We start from the raw sequence: 22,532 nt of genomic DNA on the forward strand, positions 1-22,532 counted from the left end.
CATGGGTGGCCTGCGCTTCCTGCCCTGGGTACGCGACGGCGTCGCCCGCGTGGTCGCCGACACCGACCCGCTCGCCGGGGCGCTGCCACGGGCCCGCGCCGCGGTCGACCTGACCGTCACCGCGCTGGGCACCGAGACCGCGACCGGGACGACCCGGGAAATCACCGGCACCTCGACCGCGCTGCTGCACGGCCCCGGCGACGTGGTCGGCGTCGACCCCGACGAGGTCATCCGCAGCTTCCCGGCCCCGGGCGCGGAGAACGTCGAGGTGTCGATGTTCGCGGCCGTCGAGTTCGACCGCCCCGACCTGCCCTGGCTCTACACCCCGGCCCGGCCGGACGCCAACGGCGGGCTGCGACCCTGGCTGGTGCTGGTCGTCGTGCCGGTGGACGGCGGCGGCGAACTGCGCACCGAGGCCGGCCAGGCGCTGCCCCGGCTGGCCACCACCGTCCGCCACCTGCCGGCGCTGGCCGAGTCGTGGGCGTGGGCGCACGCCCAGGTGCTGGTCAGCACCGAGGACGAGGACGTCGCCGCGGTGATCGCCAACGCGCCGGAGCGGACCCTGTCCCGGCTGGTCTGCCCCCGCCGGCTCGCTGCCGGCGCCGAGTACCTGGCCGCCGTGGTCCCGGCGTTCGAGGCGGGCGTACGGGCCGGACTCGGCGAGCCCGTGGCGGACAGCGGTCCCCTCGCCCCGGCCTGGGGACCCGGGTCGGCGCAGCCCGGCCCGGACGACGCCGTGCTGCTGCCCGTCTACCACCACTGGACCTTCCGCACCGGGCCGGACGGCGACTTCGAGTCCCTCGCGCGCCGACTGCGGGCCCGGCCGCTGCCGGCGGACGTCGGCCGGCAGCCGGTGGACATCGCCGCGCCCGGCGGTGGCCTGCCGGCGCAGGCGCAGGAGGGCGTCGAGGGCCGCTCGGTGCTCGGCTTCGAGGGCGCGCTGGCCTCGCCCGCGATGGCCCCGACCGCCTGGGCCGACGACGTCCGCGCCGCCTGGCAGGGCGCCCTGACCGGGCTGCTGCGGCACTCCGCCGACCGGCTCACCCCGCCGCTCTACGGCGACCTGCACAGCCAGGAGACCCAGCTCCCCGCGCCCGGCGCCGAACCGCGCTGGCTGGCCGGGCTGAACCTCGATCCGCGGCACCGCGCCGCCGCCGCGCTCGGCACCCAGGTCGTGCAGCGGCACCAGGAGGACCTGGCGGCGGCCGCCTGGCAGCGGGCCGCCGAGATCCGCGAGGCCAACGAGCAGCTGCGCCGCGGCCAGGCCGCCCGCGACACCGCCGAGGCCCTGTACGCCCGCCGGGTCGACCCGGACGCGCCCGGCGCGACGGTCGGCGACGACCGGCTGGTCGCCCTCACCCGGCCGGTGCACGACCTGGTCGAGGTGTCGCAGCCGGGGCTGGCGGCCGACACCGCCGAGCCGCTGGACCAGCGCCTCGCCGGCAACCCGGGCGCGGCGGCGGCCACCTCGGCGTCGGTGCGCCGGCTGCTGCGCCCGCGCGGCCCCCTCGCCCGGCGGGTCGACACCGACGGGGCCGCGACGCTGACCCGGCTGGCCGGCGGCGCCAGCGCGGTCCCCGCCGCCCGGGTGCCGGCCGGCGGCGCCGTGCTCGACACGCTGGTCAACGACGGGCGCGGGGTGGGCGACCTGACCCGGGCGGTGATCGAGGCGGCCGCCGCGAACCCGTGGTGGCACACCGGCGGTACCGGCGTGCGCGGCCTTGCCGCCCCGGCCGCCGCACTGGCCGCCGACGACCCGGTCACCCGGGTCGTCACCAACGGCGGTGACCTGCTCGCCGGAGACCGGTTCTTCGTCGGCGCGGCCGACGGCCGGCTGTTCGAGCGGCGCCGGCTCGGCCCGGACCGCTGGGTGTGGCGGGACCACGGCGCCCCGCCCGGCACCGCGGTCGCCACCTCCGGCGCCGTCCTGGCCCCCGGCCGGGTCTACGTGCGGACCCGCGACAGCCGCCTGTTCGAGCGGAGCTGGGACGGGGACCGGTGGGTGTGGGCGGACTGCGGGGGCCCGGCCGGCGGCGTGCACAGCCGCCCCGCGGCCGGCGGCGGGCTGATCTATGTGCTCGGCGGCGACACCGCGCTGTGGCGGTTCGACCCGGCCGCCCGCTCCTGGACCTCGCTGGGCACCCCGGTCGGCGGCAACGAGCGGCTCTGGGGCACCCCCCGGCCGTCCTTCGCCGGCGTGCTCGTCGCCACCAGCAGCAATCGGCTGTTCGGGTACGGGACGCAGTGGCGGCTGATCCCCGGCCCGCCGATCTGGGGCTCGCCGGCCGCCGAGCACGTCCACCCCGACAACCGGCGGGCCATCGAGTACGTCACCCCGGCCGGCCAGCTCGTGTCGCTGTACGGCGGCGACGCCACCCAGCAGCACGATCCCGTGCCGGAGGGCCGGCGGGTGATCTCGCTGGCCCAGGACGCGCCCCCGTTCGGCAACGAGGAGGAACCGGGCATCGCCACGCTCACGGTCAGCGCCACCAACCCGGCGGACGTGCGCCTCATGACCCGCTACCTCTGGTACCACGACGGGCAGGAACGGTTCCTCTGGGGCTGGCGCACCGAGACCACGCAGGTGCCGGCCGGCGGGTTCGGCGCGCACCGGCCCGGGCCGCTGGTCGGCGACTCGCGCGACGGCGAGCTCTTCGCGGTGACGGGCGACGGCCGGCTCACCTCCTGGCGCTGGGCCTATCCGCGGCCGACCGCCTGGGTCGATCACGGCACCCCGGCCGACCCGCGGGGAAGCGGACCGGCCGACGCGCCCGCGCCGGCGCACGTGCGGTTCGCCCCGAAGGTGGGGCTGCTGTCCTCGCTCGTCTTCACCCACACCGTCACCCAGGGCGCCGGCAGCCGGCCGCGTACCCAGGTCGCGCACAGCCTCACCGAGGACGGCGCGGTGCGCGAGCCGGCGCTCACCGCCGCGGTGGACGGGCCGGCCGTCCCGGCGGTCGCCCTGTCCACCGCCACCACCCTGGGCGCCGTTCTGCCCACCGCCCGGCCCACCCTGGTCACCGCCGCGCTGCTGCCCGGAACGACGGCCGGCACCCGCCGGATCGCGTACTGGATCGGCCGCGAGGCGGACGCGAAAGGGGCGGCGGCCGGCGGCTGGACCGGCCCGTACGAGCTGCCCGACCCGGTCAGCGCCGAGGCCGCCGGGCTCGACGTGGCCCTGGCCGACCTGGACGGCGACGGCCGGCCCGAGCTGATCGTGGCGTACGCGGTGAACCGCGCCGGCCGCACCGACAACCAGGTGTTCTACCGGGTCGGCTGGCGGCTGGACGAGACCGGCGCGGTCGCCGACGGCTGGACCGACTCGCTGCCCACCCCGATGCAGCTCGGCAGCGTCAACGCGGTCGGGATCGACGTGGTGGACCTGACCGGCGACCAGACGCCCGACCTGCTGGTCTTCGCCACCGGTGCGGTGGGCGGCGCGCCGGTGGCCCGTTACCTCACCGGGAGGGGCGTCAACCGGCGGGGCCGGGTCGTCGGCGGGTGGACCGTCGCGCGGCCGGTGCCGGACGAGGCGGCCTTCGCGACCGCGGACGGGGCCGGCGTGGCGGTCGCCGACATCACGGGCACCCGCCGTCCCGACCTCGTGGTGGCCCGGCGCAAGGGCGCCACCCTCACCTGGCGGGCCGCCTTCGACCTCGACCCGGACGGTGTCCCGGTGAGCTGGACCGCCGCCCTCACGGCTACCGGCGCCGGCGACGCGGGCGCCAAGGGCTGCGCGGTCACCATCGCGGACCTGCGCGCCGACCTGGTCGCCGACCGGGCGAAGATGGGCGACGACTTCATGGCCGCGGCCGCCAACCACCAGGGCCGCCTCGCCCCGGCCCAGGCGCTGGCCCGCGACCACCACCCGGCCCCCGTAGCGCTGGACGAGGCAGCCGCGGCGGTCCGCGAGACGGTCCGCCCGGAGACCGCCGTGGCCGGCGAGGTGCTGGCCGGGCTCACCCTCGGCGACGGCGACCTCGTCGACGCCCTGCCGGACAGCGGCGACCCGCTGCGCCGGCTTCTCGCCGGGGTCACCTTCGACGTACCCGCCTACGAGCTGCTGCGCGGGCTGTCCCAGGAGCACGTGGTGCCGAACCTGCCGGCCGTCGCGCCCGAGACGATGACCGCGCTGGCCGCCAACCCGCGCTTCATCGAGGCGTTCCTGGTCGGGCTCAACCACGAGATGAGCCGGGAGATGCTGTGGCGGGAGTTCCCCGCCGACCCGAAGCAGACCTGGTTCCGGCAGTTCTGGGACGTACGCGGCGCGGTGTCCGCGGGCGCGCCGCTGACCGACATCCCGCCACTGACCGACCCGGCCTGGCGCAACGGGCCGCTGGGCAGCCACCTCACCGCGGTCGGCGCGCCGGGCGAGCAGTCGCTGGTGCTGGTCATCCGCGGCGAACTGCTGCGCCGCTACCCGTCCACCGTGGTCACCATGCGAGCGGCCACCTGGACCGGCCCCGAGGAGCGCACCCCGACCGGGCCGGACGTGCTGCCCATCTTCAACGCCTGGCTCTCCCCCGACCTGCTGCTGTTCGGCTTCCCGTACACCGCCGAGGTGGCCCGTGGGGCGAGCCGCCAGGCCGACGGGTCGGCCGGGCACTTCTTCGTGCTCCGCGAGCAGCCCGCCGCGCCCCGCTTCGGGGTGGACCTCACCGGTGACCCGCCGCCCCCGGACGCGGTGGTGTTCGCCGCCCGGCAGGGCCGCAACGCCGCCGACACCGCCCGCGCGGTGCTGCAACGACCCGTCCTCCTGGCCCGCCATGCCAGCGACCTGCTACCGACGCCGGAGAGCCAGTCATGAGCACCTCGACGTACGCCGCCGACCGGCCGCCGCTGTCCGGCGCGCTGACCGCGACCCCGTGGACGCTGACCGCCGCCGCCCCGGCCGTCCTGCTGCCGGTACGCCTGGAGACCCGCTTCGCCGGCGCCACCCTGAAGATCCGCGTCTACCCGGACCAGATCCACGTGGACGACCACGAGCCCGGGCTGACCGCCGAGGAGATCGCGGCCGGCCGGGCGTACTGGGGGGACGGGCTGCCGGACGGGCCGACCGGGACCCCGGACGAGGCGGCCTGGACCGACCTGGTCCGCCGCTTCGGCGCGCCCCGGGCCGGCTGGATCGCCCGGGTCCTCGAACCGGTCGGCGGGGTCTTCCCCGACCCGCTGACCCGCACCGGCCCCTGGTGCGAGCCGGCGCGGGCCCGACTGTTGCCCACCCAGTGGTACGCGGTCGGCCGCACCGCCGGCGGCAGGCTGTTCAGCGGCACCTCCGACCCGGTGACCCGGGACCTGGCGGTCGGCCCCAGCCCGGTGCCCGACACCGCGGCCGGCACCATCGACCCCTCGGACGAGGCGCTGCCGATCGACGCCGGGATGCGCTGGACGGTGGACTTCGCCGCCGCCAAGGCCGCCGGGATGGCGTTCACCGTGACCGTGCCCCTCGACGCCAAGGGCGAGCCGGAGCGGATCGAGCGGCTGGTGGTGTTCGGCCTCGACGCCGCCACCGGCCCGGCCGGGTCGGCCCGCGCGCTGGCCCGGCTGCTGGAGGCGCACGCCGCCACCGACGGGCTGGCCTTCCTCGCGCCCGACAGCCCGACCAACAACACCGGCACGGACGCGCCGGCCGCCGCGCCGACCGCCGGGGCCGTGTCCACCGCGGACAGCGCCGCCGGGGCCGCCGCGCCGGAGGCGGCCGCCGCGCTGGCCGCCGCCGCGTTGGGCGTCCCGCTGACCGCCGCGCCGGACGACGCCGTCGCCGCCGCCCGCCGGGCCCCGGCCCGCGCCGGCGCACCCACCGGACTGGCCCGGGGCGGCGGCGCCACGGCCGTCGACCGGCCCGCCGGGCGGCTGGTCCGCCGGTTGCTCTGGCCGGCCAGCTTCGGGAGCCTGCTGCGCCACCTGCTGCCGGTGGCCACCCCGGCCGAGCGGGCCGCGGTCCGCGCGCACTTCGTGGAGCACGTCCACGCCGAGGGTCCGCTGCCGACGCTGCGGATCGGCCGGCAGCCGTACGGGCTGCTGCCGGTGGCCAGCCTGCGGGACTGGCAGCCGGCCGGCCCGGGCGAGGCGAAGGCCGTCGCGCTGCTCACCAACCTGTGGCGCAAGGTCTGGCTCGCCTCCCCGGTGCCGCGCATCGTGCCGGGCCTGGCCGACCCGGAGGCCACCCTGCTGGAGATCCTCGGCACCGACGCCCGCGTGCTGGAGGTACGGGCCCGCAGCATGCTCGGCAACGAGTACGTGAGCTGGCTGTGGCGCTTCGCCCGGCTGGGTCTCGGCCCGGACTGGCGGGAGCAGGTGGTCGAACCGGCCCGGGACCTGCTCGCGGCGCTCGGGCTGGGCGGCCCCACCGACCCGCGGCTGTCCCTGGCGGTCTTCGCGAAGCAGGCGTACGCGCTGGGCACCCCGCTGCTGGACGGGCCGGGCGCGCCCCGGGCCGGGCGGGTGCGGGCGTACCTGGACGCGCTGGCCGCGGTCGGGCTGCGCGGCGACGAGGTGCCGGCCACCCCCGGTGACGGGCCGGTGCCGCTGTTCCACCGGCTGCTGCGGGCGGCCCTGATCGCCGAGCACTCGGCCGCCGCGGATGCCTTCGCCGCCGAGGCGAACCTGCCCGGCGTGGCCGAGCTGCCCGAGCCGGAGCTGGTCGACATCCGCCCGCGCGAGCGCACCCCCGTGCTGCGCCGGCGGCTCGCCCTGCCGGTGCCCGGCACCGACCAGACCGTCGCCGCCTACCTGGCCGGCACCTCGGCGGACCCCCGGCAGGTGCGGGCGACCGCCGACCTGCGGGACTTCCGCACCGCGCTGACCGGGCTGCGCGACGCCCTCGACGCCGGCCTGTCCGCCGCCGACCTGCACCGGCACGTGGCCGGCACGCTCGGGCTGGCCAGCCACCGTTTGGACGCCTGGATCACCTCGCTGGCCACCCGCCGGCTCGCCCAGGTGACCGCCGGCCCGGCGCCCGGCGTGCACGTCGGCGGCTACGGCTGGGTGGTCGACCTGGCGCCGGCCGGCAAGCCGACCATGGTGGCCCGGCCGGCGGACATTCCGGAGTCGGTGGCCCCGCCGACCCTGCCGCTCGCCCCCGCCGGGGCCGGCCACGTGCACGCGCCCTCCCCCGCGCAGGCGGTGACCGCCGCGGTGCTGCGCAGCGCGTCGCGCAGCCACGGCGGCGACCGGGCCCTCGCTGTGGAACTCTCCTCCCGCCGGGTCCGCCTCGCCGAACAGCTCCTCGACGGTGTCCGCGCCGGGCAGAGCCTCGGCGCGCTGCTCGGCTACCGCTTCGAGCGCGGCCTGCACGACCACCCCGCCGGCCCGTGGGACCAGTTGCTGCCGGCGCTGCGCCGGCTCGCCCCGGTCCGCGCGCACCGGGTGGACCCCGCCGACGACGGCCGCACCCGGGTCACGGTCACCGTCGAGTCGACGGCCACCGTGGACGGCCTGGAGCTGCACCGGCTGCACACCGCCGGCGGGCTCGACGGCTGGCTGGCGGCCCGGCCGGCCGGCGAACGCGCCGCCGTCCGGGACGTGCTCGCCGACCTGGCCGACGCGGTCGACGCGGTCTCCGACACGCTGCTCGCCGAGAGCGTGCACCAGCTCGCCCTGGGCGACGCGAACCGGGCGGCCGCGGCCGTGGACGCCGCCTCCGGCGCGGCCACCAACCCACCTGAGCTGCACGTCACCCGCACCCCGGCGACCGGGACGGCACTGACCCACCGGGTGCTGCTGCTGGTCAACGTGGACACCCGCTTCGACCGGCTCCGCCAGGACTGGCCGGCCGCCCGCGGCCACCACCCACGGCTCGCCGGTGCCGCCCTGGACGCCCTCGCCAGCATGCTGCTGCCGCCCTCGTTCCGGGTGTTCTGGCGCTACCGGTGGCACGCACCGGACGGGGTCACCGCCACCGTCTGGCGGCCGGCCAGCCTGGACCGGATGCAGATTCCTGCGGTGGACCTGCTGGCCGCGCCGCCGCACCCCGGCCGGCCCGACGACGCCGAGCTGGACCGGCGGATCGCGCTGGACGCCTGGGGCCCGCTGCGCCCGGCCGACGTCGGCGACGACTGGACCCTCGAACTGGACTACGACCGGGACCCCGGCTGGCCGCTGGAGCGGATCAGCCTCGCCGAGTTCCTGCACGCGGTCACCGTGCTGCGCGACCTGTTCGGCCGGTCCCGCCCGGCGGCCGCCGCCGACCTCGGCGTCGACCCGTCGGTGCCGCCCCAGATGGACGCCACCACCAGGGCGCAGGCCGACGAGACCTGGCAGGCGGCCCGGCAGACCGCCGCGGGGCTGGCCGCGCTGCCGGCGCCCGACGCGGCCGGCTGGGACGAGCCGACCGCCCGGACTCTGCTCACCGTGGCCGCGGGCCTCGGCGTCGTCGGCGCGGTGCCGCCGCCCGCCCGGCTGGGCGCGGCGGGTGCGGTCGCGGACACCGCCGCCACCGCCCGGTTCGAGCTGGACCGCCGGCTCGCCGGGCACTGCCGGGTCGTCGCCGACCTGCACGACCGCATCCCCTGCCCGCCCGGCGGCTGCACCTGCGATCCGGCCACCGACTTCGACCGGCCCGCCGCCCCGCCGGCCCGCCGCCTTGAGGCCCAGATCGCCCGGCTGCGCGCCCTGCTCGGCCCCGACCTGCCGGTGCTCCCCAAGGCGCTCGCGCCGGAGCCGGCCCAGCTGGCCACCGCCCTGGCCGCCAGCGACGCGCTCCAGGGCGGAACACCCCATCCGGTACGCCGCTGGCTGTCCCGCTACGGGCGGGTCCGCCCCGCCGTCGGCCGGCTCCAGGAGGTGCTCACCAGCGCCGACGCGCTCGATGCCGGGGGCGTCGTGAAGGTGCCCGCCACGGTCACGGTGGCGCAGCTGCCGTACGTCCCGGGCGACCGCTGGGTCGGCGAGGCGGCGCCGAAGGCCGGCACCGAACCGCTGTCGCTCGTCGTGGTCGCCCCCGGCGGGATCGACCCGACCCGACCCGTGCAGGGCGTCGTGGTCGACGAGTGGACCGAGGTGGTGCCGGCCGAGAAGGTGCAGACCGGGCTCACGTTCGAGTACGACGCGCCCGGCGCGGCCGCCCCGCAGGCCGTGCTGCTCGGCCTGGCCTCGCAGGGCGCCACGACCTGGCAGCCGGCGGGCCTCGTCCAGGTGCTGGACGAGGCGCTGGACCTGGCTCTGGCCCGGGCCGTCGACCTGGACTCGCTCGGCGCGGCCGGGCAGTTCCTGCCCGCTCTCTACTTCCCCACCAACGTGGCCGAGTCCACGACCACCACCGACTTCGTGCCGGACGCGACGTTGACGCCGCAGGGCGGACAGGAGGTTCGATGACGACCGTCGAAGAGCAGCTCACGGTCACCGATCCGCCGTCGGTCACCACCTGGACCCGGCTGGAGCCGCGGACCCGGCGGGCCGACCTGGCACCGGCCGTGGACGCCCGGATCGCCGACCCGCTCTGGCTGCTCGCCCGGCAGTGGCAGCTCGGCGAGTTCACCGGTGAGGACGCCGGCTCCCCGGTCACCGCCCGGGTGCACGCCGAGGTCGCGCCGTTCACCCGCTACCGGCCCGGCCCGTACGCCGGTGCGGTGGGGCTGCCCGCCGGGGTGCCGTGGGAGGCGCTGGTGGAGCGGGAGCCCGCGGCGACCGCCGGGGACCTGCGCCACGCCGTGGAGAGCGGCCAGCAACTGCTGCGGCTGCTGGCCGCCGCCGGGGCCGGCGAACTGGCCGGCCGGGTGTGCGCGGCGTACCCGGTGCCGGCGAGCCCGCCCGACGGCGCCTCGGCGGCCGACCCGGAGACCGTCGGCTACCTGCGCATCGCCGCGGGCCGGGTGCCGCACGGGGACCTGGCCCTGCGGGCCTGCGCCGAGGGTCGGTTCGCCCGCGAGGTCGCGGTGCCGGCGGCGCTCGCCGCCGCCGTGGACCGGGCCGTCGCCGACTGGTACGCCTGGCTGGGCGTCCCCGCGCGGCCCACCGGTCCCCGCCCCGGCTACCTGCTGCAACTGCCCGCCGTGCTGGCGCCCGGCGGCACCCGGCCGGCCGCGCCGCCGTGGCCGCCGGCCGACTTCACGCCGCTGTACAGCACCCCCGGGCTGGAGGGGCCGGCGTGGCTACGGGAACGGCTGGAGCACGAGGCGGCCGTCGCCGCGCACGACGGGCGGGCCGAACTGGTCCTCACCGCCCACGAGTACGACGGAAACCGGCTGGACTGGTACCACTTCGACCACGAGCCGGGCACCACGCTGGAGGCCCGGCCGGCCGTCCAGGACGTGGTGAAGGTGCTGCTGCCCACCCCGGTCGCGTACGCCGGCATGCCGTCCACCCGGTTCTGGGAGCTGGAGGACGCCCGGGTCAACCTGGCCGGCGTCGGCGCCGGCGCGGGCGACCTGGCCCGCATGTTCGTGCTGGAGTACGGCCTGGTCTACGCCAACGACCACTTCCTGCTCCCGCTGGAACTGCCGGTCGGCTCGGCCACCCGGGTGCGCTCGTTGCTGGTCACCGACACCTTCGGCACCCAGACGCTGGTGCCGGCCGCCCCCGAGGGCGTCGCCCTGTTCCGCCCGGCCGGGGCCACCGGCGGCGGGACCGCCGACGTGCTTGTCCTGCCGGCCACCGCGGCTGGCACCCTGGACTCGGCGCCCGTGGAGGAGGTCCGGCTCGGCCGGGACGAGACGGCCAACCTGGCCTGGGCCATCGAGCGGACGGTCACCGGCGCCACCGGCCGGCCGATCGACCGGACCGCCCAGGTGGGCCGGGCCGCCGTGCCGCCGCGCCCGCCGGCCGACCCCGACGCGGACGTGCCGGCGCTGTCGTACGCCTTTGCCACCACCGTGCCGGAGAACTGGGTGCCGCTGCTGCCCGGTCCGACGCAGGACCGCCCCGATGTGGTCCGGCTGCGCCGGGTGCCCCTGCAACAGCCGAACCGGGACGGCGCGCCGGTCGCGGTGACCGGCTACAGCCGGCTGCTCGACTGGCGCGAGCGGGACGGCCGTCTCGTCGAGCTGGCCTTCCCCGAGGAGGAGGTGCCCCGCGCCGGCAGCCGGCTGCTGCGTCGCTGGCAGCTGGCCCGGTGGGCCGACGGGTCGGTGCACCTCTGGCTCGGCCGTACCCGGCACACCGGCGCGGGCGAGGTCTCCAGCGGCCTGCGCTACGACACCGTCCAACCGCGCTGACCATTCCGCCCGCGACCGACACAGACAGCGGAGAACTGCTCATGACGATCATCTGGAAGAAGGACCTGCCGCTGCCGATGGCGCGGCCCCGGTACTACGACTACGAATACCTGCGCGCCGACGACCTCACCCAGGCGCTGGACTACCTGCTGGCCCGGCAGAACCTGGCCGCCCGGCTGCTGCGCCCGATGGGCGTGGTCAGCGGCCTCGATCTCACCGCCACCGGCAGCGACGTGACGGTCGGCCAGGGCGTGGCGATCGACGGCGACGGCAACGTGATCGTGCTGCCGGACAACCGGCGCAGCGCGCTTCCCGGCGACGGCACCTTCTTCGTCTGGATCGAGTACCACGAGTTCCTGACCGACCGGCGCGACGAGGGCGGCGTGGCCGCGGAGACCCGGTGGACCGAGGAGGGGCTGGTCAAGGTCAGCGCGACCGCCCCCACCGACACGGCGCACGCGGTGCTGCTCGGCAAGGTGACCCGCACCGGCGGGACGGTCACCGTGCAGGGCACCGGCCGGCAGGTCGCCGGGCTGCGGGTGCCGGTCGGCGCGATCGTGCCGGCCGTGGGCGCCGGGTCGCAGGCCGGCATCACGTTCCCCACCGACCCGGGCGGCGGCTCCGGCGACGAGGCGTACGTCCGCTACTGGCCGTACAGCGGGGAGAACACGATCCTGCGGATCGCCAACAACAACGACCCCGACGACCTGATCGCGTTCACCCAGTACGGCGCGGACCGGCTGCGCATCGGCGGCGGAATGCTGCACCTGGGCAGCATGGAGGGCGTCAACGTCGGCGCCGGGCAGGTGGTCAGCGCGCTGGGCTTCTGGGGGCCGGGTGTGCAGCACGCCCAGTTCTCGTTCCGTGCGGGCAAGGGCTTCGAGCTGGTCGACCGGAGCGCCGACGGCCCGAACCTGGCCTACACCGAGGGCAGCAAGCCGTACGCCGACCTGGCCGTCAAGGAGCTGAAGGCGGCCACCCTGCGCGGGCGCGGCGGGCTGTCGGTGGTCGCCGAGGGCGCGCTCGGCCTGCGGGCCACCGGCGGGGTCAGCGTGGTCAAGGACGGCAGCGGCAACGGCGACTTCACCGTCCAGGGCAGCGCGTGGGTGAACGGCCACCTCAACCTGCCGAACTGGAGCTGGATCAACGGCGGCACCCGCCTGCACATCGGCGGCCCGGAACGCCTGCACCTGCTCAACGCCGCCGGCGTCTACGTCGGCTTCGGCGGGGTCGCCGGCAACGACAGCGGCTCCCTCTTCGTCGAGAAGCGCGGCTCCTTCGGCGGCGACGTCCGGGTCACCGGCACGCTCGTGGCGGGCGCCGACACCCCGCCGATCGCCTCGTGGAGCGGCGGCGGCGTCAGCACCTTCGACCTGTTCGCCTCCGCCGCCATCTACCTGGGCCGGGAGTCCACCGGTTACACCATCAGCCTCAACGCCGGCACCGGCGTCATCAAGGGCAAGTCGAAGCAGTTCGCGATCGACCACCCGCTGGACGCGCCGGACGCCGCGCAGCGCCGGCAGCTCATCCACGCCGCGCTGGAGGGGCCGGAGAACGGCGTCTACTACCGGGGCGAGGGCCGCCTGGAGAACGGCGCGGCCACGGTGGAGCTGCCCGCGTACTTCGAGGCGCTGACCCGGGCGGAGGGGCGGACCGTGCAGCTCACCCCGGTCTTCGAGGACGACGAGCCGGTCTCGGCGCTGGCCGCCGGCCGGGTCCGGGACGGGGCGTTCCGGGTCCGCACAATCGACGGCTCCCCCGCCTCGCACGCCTTCTGCTGGCAGGTCACCGCGATCCGCGCCGACCTGGAGCCGCTCGCCGTGGAGGTGCCGGCATGATGCCGACCGGCTGGTGCCCGGGCACCCGCACCGTGACCGCGATGGTCGGCACCTACCCGGGGACGAGTTGCGTGCGGATCTTCTTCGGGCCGGGCGACGGGCTGCCCGCGGCGGCCTGGACCGACCAGCGGCAACGGCTGGCCCAGGCGCCCGCCGACGCCGACGTGATCGTGTCGCACAAGGACCCGGAGGTGGACGCCGCCGCGTTCGTCGCCGCCTGGCAGACCACCGGCCGCACCGGCCGGCTGATCCTGGTGCCGCACCACGAGCCGGAGCAGCAGACCGGCGGCGACCCGGCCCCGGCCACGTTCCGCACCTCGTGGACCCGCACCCGCAAGCAGGTGGGCGACCATCCCGCCCGGCTCGACGGCCGGTTGCGGCTCGCGGTCTGCTGGACCCTGCAATGGGTACGCCGGGTCGACGCCGCCGGACGCCGGGTCAACGACTGGCGCACCTGGTGGCCCGAGCACGAGGCCGACGCCGTGGACCTGGTCCTCGCCGACTGGTACCCGTACGACCCGACCGCCCGCAACCCGTTCCGCCCCGCCACCTACGAGGAGCCCGCCTCCGCCCTGGCGATCATGCTGGAGCTGTCCCGGGCCACCGGGAAGCCGTGGGGCATCGCCGAGATCAACCACCCGCGGATCACCACAGCGGGCGGCTACCCGGCCGACCTGGACGCCGACGGCAGCCGGTGCGCCGCCTGGTACCGGCGGATGCACGCCTGGGCGAAGGCGAACGGCTGCCAGGTCTGGTCGCACTACCACCGGGACGAGGGCGACCTCACCGAACGGAAGACCGAGCAGCAGGCGCTGCGGGAGCTGATCGCCGCCGAGGCGGCCGCGCCCCGCCGGCTCGCCCCGGCCCTGGAGACGCTGCGCGCCGAGCTGACCCGGCGCTGGCCGGGCGCCACCCGCACCGTGGTCGACGCGACCCACCACGCCGACCACCGGCCCAACGCGCGGGGCGCCGTCGACGCGCTCGACGTGGACATCACCGGCGTGGACACCGCGGCGCTGCTCGCCGCGTTCCAGCGGCACCCGTCGGCGGAGCACTGGATCCACGCCGGCGCCACCGCCCGCGCCGACGACGGCTGGACCCGGCGGCCGTACGCCGGCGCCGACCCGGGCCGCGACCGGCTGCACCTGGGCATCCGGTCCACCGAGGCCGCCGAGCGGGACCAGCGGCCGTGGGGCCTGGTCGAGGAGGCCGGGTCCGACGCCGCGCGGTTCCTGGCGCTGCTCAAGGACCCGGCGGTGGCGCCCCAGCTGCGCGCGCTGCCCTGGCAGTACGTCGGCGGGGGCATCCCGAAGGACATGTCCACGCTCAAGGTGCTCAACGAGATCCTGCAGACCGTCCGGGTCATCGGCGAGGCCGTGGCCGGGCAGGCCGGCGACCCGGCCCCGGTCCGGGCGACGCTGGCCCGGCTGCCCGAGCCGCGACCGGCCGACGTCGCGCCCGCCGGGCTCCCGCGTGCCTTGGGAGAGGTCGACGCGCTCGCCGACGCGGTGGCGGCGCGGGTGCTCGCCGCGCTGCCGGCGCACGCCTCCGGGGTCTCCGGCGAGGAGCTGACCGCCGCGCTGCGGGCCGCGCTGGTCGATCTGGCGGCTCGTCCGATCGGGTGAGCGGGCGGCACGGGCGGCGGAGTGGCCGGCTCCGCCAGTGCTCGGGCCGACCGGCCGGTCGGCGGGCGGCCCACACGATCGGCGGGCCGCGGCAGCCGCCCGGATCGGCGTGGCGCTGATAACCGACTCAGGTGTTGCCCCAGGTGACCTGGGGTTTCGACAGTGGACGCAGACCCCGCCGGCGAGTTCGCGCCGCCGCGCGACGCCGGCCCGAGCAGGAAGCGGAGGCACCGTGATGGACACGTCGACCATCGACCCCGACTACCAGGTGACCGTCTTCGAGGAGGACGACGACCCGGAGGCCCTGATCGGCGACGAGATCGAGTACGACCTCGCCGCGGAAGAGGAGCAGTGACGTGAGCGCTCACCTGGCACCCGCGCTGCGGGTGCTGCGCGAGGAGATCAACACCCGGTGGCCGCACCGGGACCACAGCTCGGACGGCTGGATCGGCGACGCCGCGCACCAGGCACGCCGCTCGGACCACAACCCGGACGGCGACGACGCCTCGGTCAACGCCCTCGACGTGGACGTCGACGGCATCGACCCGCTGCTGGTGGTGCGGCACGCCATCACCCACCCGTCCTGCCAGTACGTGATCTGGAACCGGACGATCTGGAGCCGGACCCGCGGCTTCTCGGCCGCCCGGTACACCGGCAGCAACCCGCACCAGAAGCACCTGCACGTCAGCGTCAGCCACCAGCGGTCGCTGGAGGACAGCCAGCGGCCGTGGGGGATCGCCACCGCGGTGGCGACCCGGCTGGGCGACCGGGTGCTGAAGAACGGGTGCCGGGGCAGCGACGTCCGCGAGTTGCAGACCCTGGCCAACCGCCTGAACGCCCGGCTCACCGTGGACGGCGCCTTCGGCCCGCGCACCACCGCCTGGGCCCGCGCGTTCCAGCAGGCCCGGAAGCTGACCGTGGACGGGATCGTCGGCCCGGCCACCCTGGCCGCCCTGCGGCAGGCCACCGCCCGACCGCAGCCGCAGCCGCAGCCGGGACGGGCGCCCGGGTGCCGCACGCTGAAGCGGGGCAGCACGGGCGAGGATGTGGCGTTCGTCAAGCGGTTCATCGGCACCCGCCGGTGCGGCCCGGCCGGGGTCGACTTCGACCCGCGTACGGAGGACGGGGTCCGCTGGTACCAGCGGATGCGCGGGCTCGCCGACGACGGCGTCGTCGGCCGACTCACCTGGGGGCAGATGGGCGTGCGGATCACCTACTGACCGGGCGGGACCGGTCAGCCCTGCCGCAGCGCCGGCATCGGCACCGGCACGGCGAGCGCCGTCGCCCCGGCGCCCGCGCCGCCCTCGCAGGTGTTCGGCGGCACGGTGCCGATGCCCCGGGTGGCCGGGCGTTCCGCCGCCCAGAACATGAAGCCCAGCATCCCGGCCGTGCTGCCCGCGCCGTGCGGCGCGACGCTCTGCACGTACGGGGCGGCGGCCTTCTGCACGGAGGTGGCGTGGTCGACGCACTCGGGCAGCGGCTTGCCGCCGTAGGCCAGGTAGACCGCGCCGGTGAACTTCGCCGGGGCGAGCGGGGGCACCGGCGGGTTGTACTGCGGCTTGCCGTCGACGTGCTCCTGCCAGTTCCCCTGCGCGGTGCCGGCCGCGACGGGCCGGGCGGTGACCATGGCGTTGGCGTAGTCCAGCACCGGGGCGCCGGCGCGCAGCCAGTCGGCGGTGGCCTTGCGGTTGAGGTCGATCAGCCAGCGGTCGCCCGCGGCCACGTCGATGGTGAGCCGGGCCGGCGGGCGGGCGCCCGTGGCGTCGTAGGGGTGGACCGCCCGGTAGGCGTCGATGAAGGACTGGAGGCCGGCCAGGTTCGGGCCGGTGTTCTGCTCGTAGTCGATCTCGATGCCGACGCCGAGCCGGGTGGCCGCCGCGGCGGCCCGCTGCCCGAGCAGGGTGGGGTTCTCCGCGAGCGCCGCGTCCCAGTCGTCGGTGTAGGTGATGCCGCCGACGGAGAGCATCACCCGGACGCCGCGGGCGGTGAAGTACTGGACGATCTCGCTGGTCATGCCGCGCGGCACCCCGTCGAGGGTGGTGGCGTCGGTGGTCTGGCGCAGCAGGTCGAGCGGGTTGACGAAGCTCAGCACCACGAGGTTGACCGAGGGACGGCCGTCGCCCCGGTCAACCAGCCAGTGGTTCTGGCTGTCGAACTGGGCGGCGGTGCGGGCCGTGCCCCAGGTGCAGAAGTCGTCGCCGCAGTGCCAGGCGCCGTAGATCTGGATGGGGGTGGCCGCGAGCGGCCCGGGCTGGGACGGGGGCGCGGCGGCGACCGGGCCGGTGGTGGCGAGGACGAGCAGGAGAGCGGCCAGGAGCACCGAGCGTCGCATGGGGACCTCCCCGACTGTCCAGTACGCCTTGTTTACAGTAGGGCGACGAGCGGCGTCAACGCGTTCCAGCGATCCGGTCCAGCACCCGCTGCTGGAAGGCGCGGGCCTCGGGTCCGGCCGGCGGGGGGCCGCCCCGGCGGGCCGCGATCGACCGGCGGATCAGCTCGGCGTCCGGGTCGTCGGCTTCGAGCCGCCGCCCGGCGTCCACCTTGCCGAGCCAGACGCCGTCGCGGCAGCGGACCAGCGCGCGGCAGGCGCCGAGCACGGCGTCCTCGGCGCCGGGTGCGGGGGCGTCGCCGGGCGGGGTGGGCAGCGCCAGCCACCAGCGCAGCGCCTCGACCAGCAGCCGCCGCAGCTCCGCCGGCCCCGGGTCGGCGAAGACCTCGGCGGCGGGCGGGCCGAGCAGGGCCAGCCCCGACTGGCGCAGGATGCTGCGGTCCAGCGCGTACCAGAACCGCCCGTCGGCGGCGGGCCGCTCGGCCGGGTCGTAGGTGGCCCGGAACGGCATGGTGGCGCCCGTGTTCAGCTCGACCTCGAAGCCCGGCTCGGGGGTGCCGGAGGCGGCCACGTCCTGCCGGTAGACCACCAGCTCCAGGCCCCGCGCCGGGCAGGGCAGCGCCTCGTGCCGCAGCCGGTCCACGAGCGCCCGCTTCGCCGGCCCGCCGACCGGCCGGGCCACCACGAGGGCCACGTCCACGTCGCTGCGCCCCGGCTGGTACACGCCCAGCCCCACCGAGCCGGCCGCGTACGCGCCGACCAGGTCGTCGCCCAGCACGGCCTGGGCACGCCCGACCAGCTCGTCGAGGTAGCGGCGCACGTCTGCGTCCATGGCGGCATCCTGCCGGTCCGGGTCGGGGCGACGCGGGCCGGGGGTCAGTCCGGCGGGTCGGGGCAGCAGACGGTCAGCGCGCCCGGGACCGCCTTCACCTTCAGCCGCTTGGCCGTGCCCCGCGCGCCGCCGTCCAGCTCGTACGTCTTCGGCTCGGCGAACCGGACGCTGACCTTGCGACCCCGGGTGATCCGGACGAACGGCGACTCGTCGGAGCGGCCGGCGGCCATCCGGCCCAGCGTGCGGGCCCAGTCCACGGCGCCGCTGGCGGTGGAGACGCCGATCTCCAGCGCGCCGTCGTCGGGCCGGGCGTCGTCGAAGGCGGGGATGCCGCCGGTGATGGTGCCGACGTTGCCGAAGAGCACGCAGCTCGCGTCGCCGTCGAACCAGTCGGCGCCGTCGACCTTGATCCGGGTCCGGACGCACTCGCCGCGGACGTGCCGCAGCCCGGTCCAGACGTACGCGATCCGGCCGAGCCGGCCCTTGAGCTGGCGGTCGGCGTCGCGGATCAGGTCGCCGTCGAACCCGGCACCGGCCATCACCGCGAAGTGCTCCCCGTTGAGCCGGCCCAGGTCCAGCTCGCGCCGCCGGCCGCGCAGGGCGATCCGGAGCGCCTCGGGCAGGTCGGCGGGGATGCCCAGGTTGGTGGCGAAGAGGTTGGCGGTGCCGGCGGGCAGGATGCCCATGGGCACGTCCGATCCGGCGAGGGTGTCGGCGCAGCGCTGCACCATGCCGTCGCCGCCCCACACCAGGATCAGCTCCGCGCCCTTGTCGAGCGCCTTGCGGACCTTCTTCGGCGCCTTGCGGCTCTTCGGCACCTCGTACCAGAGGAGCCGCCCGACCCCGGCGGAGACCAGGCTGGCGCGCAGCTCGTCGAGGCCGCCGCCGAAGGTCTTCTTCCGGTGGGCGACGACCGCGACCACGCCGGCCGGCGGCACGCCGGTGTCGGTGGCGGGGCGATCGGCGGTGCTCGTGCTCATGGCTTCCGTTGGTACCCCGACCGCGGCTGTCCCACGCCTGCCGGGCCGGCGACGCGCCCGATTTCGATCAGACGCATGCTGTGATCGACCGACCTCGTTCGGTAGAGTACGGCGGTGATCGCCGGCGCTGCCCGGCGATCGGAGGGGTGTCCGGGATGACTCGACGCGGCGGACGGCTGACGCGGGTCGCGCTGCGCCTCGGCCTGCTGCTCGGCGGGGTCGCGGTGGCCTGGGGCGCCCACGAGGCCGCCACCGACAGCGCCGCCCACGCCGCCGATCGCCCGCCGGCCACCCCGCTCACCGCCGTCGTCGATCTGCTCGGCGACACGCTGAGCCCGGTCCTCGACGTGGTGACGCCGCACTCCCCCCGCGCCGCCGGGCCACCGCCCGCGGCCGGCGCCCGACCCGTTCCGGGCGACCGCGCCGGCGCACGGGCGGACCAGCCGGTCGCCACCCGGCCCGAGGGCCGCCACGCCGCTGCCGCCACCCGTCCCGGACCGGTCCGCGACGGCGGACGGCGACCGGCCGACCGGCGGCCGGGCCCGGACGCCCGGCACGACGGCCGACCGTCCGCCCCGGACGCCCGGCACCACGGTCGACGGTCCGCCCCGGACGCCCGGCACGACGCGCCGCGGTCGGGCGGGGCGGCCCGTGACGACACGCGGCGACCGGCCGATCCGCGGCGCGCCGCGACCGGGCCGGAGCGGCGCGCGGGCAGCGGCGGCGGGCTCGACCGGGCCCTGGCCCCGGTCCGCGCGCGGGTGCTCGACCCGGTGACCGGGGCGCTCCGCCCCGCCACCGATCCGCTGCAAAACGGGGTGCTCGCCCCCGTCGCCGGCGCGCTCCGCCCGGTCACCGACCCGGTGCGGGGCCGGGTGCTCGCCCCGGTGGCCGGCGCGCTCGCCCCGGTCACCCGGCCGCTCGGTCCGGTCCTCGGACCGGTGTGGCGCGCCCTGAAGCCGGTGCGCGGGCCGCTGGACCCGGTCCTGGAACCGCTGACCCCCGTGACCGACCTGCTGGACCCGCCCACCGGACCGGTGACGCCGCCACCCGACACCGCACCGCCCGGCACGTCACCGCCACCCGCCGGCCCCACGGACGGTTCCGCACCGGCCGGGCCCGCGGACACCCCGAGAGCTCCGGCCCATCCCCCGGTCCACGCCGATCCGGCGGACGCCGGCCCGGCCACGACCGCCGGTCCGTCGGACGCCATCCGTGCCGCCCGGCCGGACCAGGCCGGCTCCGGGGAGTCCTCCCGGCCGCACGCCTCCCGCTCGGACCTGGACCCGATCCCGGTCCGGCCGGCTCCGTCGGGCAGCGGCACGGCCGGGTCGCCGGGCGCCGGCCACGGCGAGGCGGCCGTCGCCGGTGCCGCCCCCTTTGCCCCGCCGGTGCTCACCGGCCACCGCACGGGCCCGGCCGACGACCCGGCGCCGGTGTCGCGCTCGCCCCGCCCGGGCACCCGGCCCGCCTGAGCGGGCCGCGGTAGCACCGCCCGGTGCGCGCGACGCCCCGGCCTCTTCTCCGCACCAGTTGCACGGCCGCACCCGGCCGGCGCCGAGCCAAGGACCGCTCCCGGCGCCCTCCCACCTACGCGATCACCCTGGTCACCAGGAGTTTTCATGAGCACAGCCACACCCGTCGTCCGGGCCCGGTGGTGCGACATCGGCCGCATCGCCGATCTCGTCGCCGAGGCCCTCTCCCCGACCGCCCTCGCCGCGTGGCTCGTCCCCGACCCGCAACGCCGCACCGCCGTCCTGGCCGCAGTGGCCCGGATCTGGACCGAACACGCGATGCTCTTCGGCGACGCGTTCCTGCTCCGGGACGGCACGGCGGCGACCGTCTGGTTCCACCGCTACCGGCCGATTCCGCCGCCGAACCGGTACGCCGACCGCCTCGGCGCGGCCGCCGGCCGCGACGAGGAGCGCTTCCTGCGGCTCGACGAGGCGCTCGCCGCCCGGCGACCGGCCGAGGCGCACAACCATCTCGCCCTGCTGGCCGCGCCGGGCCCGGCGGCCGCCCGGCGGGCCGCCGCGGTGCTCGTCGGGGCGCAGCGGTGGATGGACACCCTGAGCCTGCCGACGTACGCGGAGGTGTTCACCGAGACCGACCGGGACCTGTTCCGGCGGCACGGGTACGCCGTCCGGGAGGCCTTCACGGGACCGGGCGACACCACCACCCACCCGATGTGGCGGCTCTCGCCGTTCTGGGCCGGCCGGTCCGGCGGTAACGGCCGCTGGCCGGCGCGCCGGATCACCAGGACCCGCAACGGCCGGTCCACCGGGTGGGCCCTGCGCTGAGCCCGGTCCGGGCCGGGGCGGTCGAGCGCCCCGGCCCGGGTCGGTCAGCGCAGCGGTGGGTTGGCGTACCGCACCAGTTCGAGGGCCTGCTCGCCGAACCAGGCGCCGGCGGCCGGGTCGGCGATGCCGCCGCGCGCCGGGTCCCGCCCGGTGCCGGTGCCCCGGTCGCACTGGCCGTCGGACTGGCCGGGCGTCTTCACCCAGAGGAACGCGTCGGCGAGCGGGTCACCGGTGGCCGTGGTGGGGCGCAGGCCCAGGCCCCGGTCCGGCGGGTTGCACCAGGTCTGCGGGTCCGGCCAGGTCACGCCGGCCGGCGGGGTCCACGGCCCCTGCCCGTTGCGGCTGGTGTCGACGACGAAGTGGGCGAGCTCGTCGGCCGGCACGTCGCCGACGTTCTCGGCGTACCAGGCGTCGGTGCGGACCCAGGTGCTGAAGTCGGCCGGGTCGGCCGGGTAGTACTGGCTGGCGCACCAGTCGAAGTGGCCGCGCGCCCACTCGGGGCCGGCGGTGCCGTAGTGGACGCACTTGGAGATCCAGTTGCCGTACTTGAGCTGACGTTCGGTGGTCTCGTAGTTGGAGACGTTGAGGAAGAAGCCGTCGGCCCGGCCGACGCCGGCCTTGACCAGCCGGTCGGCGGCGTCGCCGACCCCGAGCCAGGCGCTGTGCGTGCCGTCGAGGTAGACGCTGGTGCGAGGCAGCGCGGTGAGCTTGTCGACGGCGTAGTTGAGCATGGCGAACCGCTCGGCGGCGGCGGTCGCCGGGTCCGCCTCGGCCGGGCGGCACCAGTCCTGGCTGCCGTTGATCGTGGTGTACCAGGGGATGATGCCCAGGCCGTCCGGCTCCAGCATGACGGCCACCTCGCGGCCGCCGATGCCCCGGGCGAACGCGTCGATCCACGCTTCGTACTCGGCCACCGAGGTGGCGCCGCCGGCCGAGTACTGCGCGCAGTCGCGGAACGGGATGTTGTAGGCCACGAGCACGGGCACGGTCTTCTTGCCGGCCGCCCGGCGCACCTCGGCGTTGACCGTCCGGGTGACCGTGGCGGCGGAGCCGCCGGTGACCCAGACCGCCTGGGGCGTACGGATCATGGCGCGCAGTGCGGCGGCCTGCCGGTGGTGCCCCGTGGCGGTCAGCCGGGCGATCTGGGCCACCGCCCCGTGGTCCGGTCGGGGGGTGTAGAACCGCGCGCCGTCGCGGAGTTCCGCGCCGGCCGGCGCGGGCGAGAAGGGCACCGCCGCGGCGAGGGTCGCGGCGACGGCGGCGACACCGGTCAGGGCGCGCCGCCGGAAGGGAGTCAGGGCCACGTCATTGCTCCTGAAGGGGACGGGGGAACGGGTTATGGGAGCGTTCCCGCAGCTCGTCCGAGCGTGCCCGGCGCAACCGCGACTGTCAATGTCCCGCGCCGGTCGGACTGCCCGCCACCGCACCGGATGACGCCGGAGGCCGGTGCCGTCGCCGCAGCTCCGCTAGCCTGC

12 protein-coding genes are annotated in these 22,532 nt (G+C 77.1%); 8 read left to right on the forward strand and 4 right to left on the reverse strand.

Annotated elements, in window-relative coordinates; genetic code table 11:
* Position 1: 1 nt before the first annotated feature.
* The 6 genes from ACQP12_RS19135 (at position 2) to ACQP12_RS19160 (ending at position 15,836) form a co-directional block, all read left to right on the forward strand.
* The gene (locus tag ACQP12_RS19135) at positions 2-4,807 is read left to right on the forward strand and encodes a hypothetical protein (protein ID WP_433280675.1); all 4,806 of its coding nucleotides are present in this window, start codon (positions 2-4) and stop codon (positions 4,805-4,807) included.
* The gene (locus ACQP12_RS19140; protein WP_433280677.1) at positions 4,804-9,315 is read left to right on the forward strand and encodes a hypothetical protein; all 4,512 of its coding nucleotides are present in this window, start codon (positions 4,804-4,806) and stop codon (positions 9,313-9,315) included. The genes ACQP12_RS19135 and ACQP12_RS19140 overlap by 4 nt, the downstream gene beginning before the upstream one ends.
* Positions 9,312-11,153: a hypothetical protein gene (locus tag ACQP12_RS19145; protein ID WP_433280679.1), complete on the forward strand. Its 1,842-nt coding sequence runs from the start codon at positions 9,312-9,314 to the stop codon at positions 11,151-11,153. Before ACQP12_RS19140 ends, ACQP12_RS19145 begins: the two co-directional genes overlap by 4 nt.
* A gap of 41 nt (positions 11,154-11,194) precedes the next feature.
* Positions 11,195-12,991 carry a hypothetical protein gene (locus ACQP12_RS19150; RefSeq protein ID WP_433280681.1) on the forward strand — a complete coding sequence of 599 codons (1,797 nt, stop codon included), beginning with the start codon at positions 11,195-11,197 and terminating at the stop codon, positions 12,989-12,991.
* Positions 12,988-14,616, forward strand: a complete 1,629-nt coding sequence (locus tag ACQP12_RS19155; RefSeq protein WP_433280683.1) for a hypothetical protein — start codon at positions 12,988-12,990, stop codon at positions 14,614-14,616. Before ACQP12_RS19150 ends, ACQP12_RS19155 begins: the two co-directional genes overlap by 4 nt.
* Positions 14,617-14,972: 356 nt before the next feature.
* Complete coding sequence (locus ACQP12_RS19160) at positions 14,973-15,836, forward strand: peptidoglycan-binding domain-containing protein (RefSeq protein ID WP_433280685.1); 864 nt, start codon at positions 14,973-14,975, stop codon at positions 15,834-15,836.
* 14 nt (positions 15,837-15,850) lie between these two features.
* Here the strand turns inward: ACQP12_RS19160 and ACQP12_RS19165 are convergent, their stop codons facing one another.
* The 3 genes from ACQP12_RS19165 to ACQP12_RS19175 are packed head-to-tail and all read right to left on the reverse strand — an operon-like array spanning position 15,851 to position 18,757.
* Positions 15,851-16,948 (reverse strand): hypothetical protein, encoded by a 1,098-nt coding sequence (locus ACQP12_RS19165; protein ID WP_433280687.1) that lies wholly within the window; start codon positions 16,946-16,948, stop codon positions 15,851-15,853.
* Positions 16,949-17,003: 55 nt separating this feature from the next.
* Positions 17,004-17,777, reverse strand: coding sequence for a nucleotidyltransferase domain-containing protein (locus tag ACQP12_RS19170; RefSeq protein WP_433280689.1), 774 nt, complete (start codon positions 17,775-17,777; stop codon positions 17,004-17,006).
* A 44-nt stretch (positions 17,778-17,821) separates the two neighbouring features.
* Positions 17,822-18,757, reverse strand: coding sequence for a diacylglycerol/lipid kinase family protein (locus ACQP12_RS19175; protein WP_433280692.1), 936 nt, complete (start codon positions 18,755-18,757; stop codon positions 17,822-17,824).
* A gap of 155 nt (positions 18,758-18,912) precedes the next feature.
* Here ACQP12_RS19175 and ACQP12_RS19180 point away from each other — a divergent pair, with 155 nt between their 5' ends.
* Both ACQP12_RS19180 and ACQP12_RS19185 read left to right on the forward strand, forming a co-directional pair.
* A complete protein-coding gene (locus ACQP12_RS19180) occupies positions 18,913-20,232 on the forward strand; it encodes a hypothetical protein (protein WP_433280694.1) in 1,320 nt (439 codons plus the stop codon).
* 147 nt (positions 20,233-20,379) lie between these two features.
* A complete protein-coding gene (locus ACQP12_RS19185) occupies positions 20,380-21,057 on the forward strand; it encodes a hypothetical protein (protein ID WP_433280696.1) in 678 nt (225 codons plus the stop codon).
* Positions 21,058-21,101: 44 nt separating this feature from the next.
* Here the strand turns inward: ACQP12_RS19185 and ACQP12_RS19190 are convergent, their stop codons facing one another.
* Positions 21,102-22,361, reverse strand: coding sequence for a glycoside hydrolase family 6 protein (locus ACQP12_RS19190; protein WP_433280698.1), 1,260 nt, complete (start codon positions 22,359-22,361; stop codon positions 21,102-21,104).
* Positions 22,362-22,532: the final 171 nt, after the last annotated feature.

This window comes from Micromonospora sp. CA-244673, assembly GCF_050948395.1.
Lineage (GTDB): Bacteria > Actinomycetota > Actinomycetes > Mycobacteriales > Micromonosporaceae > Micromonospora.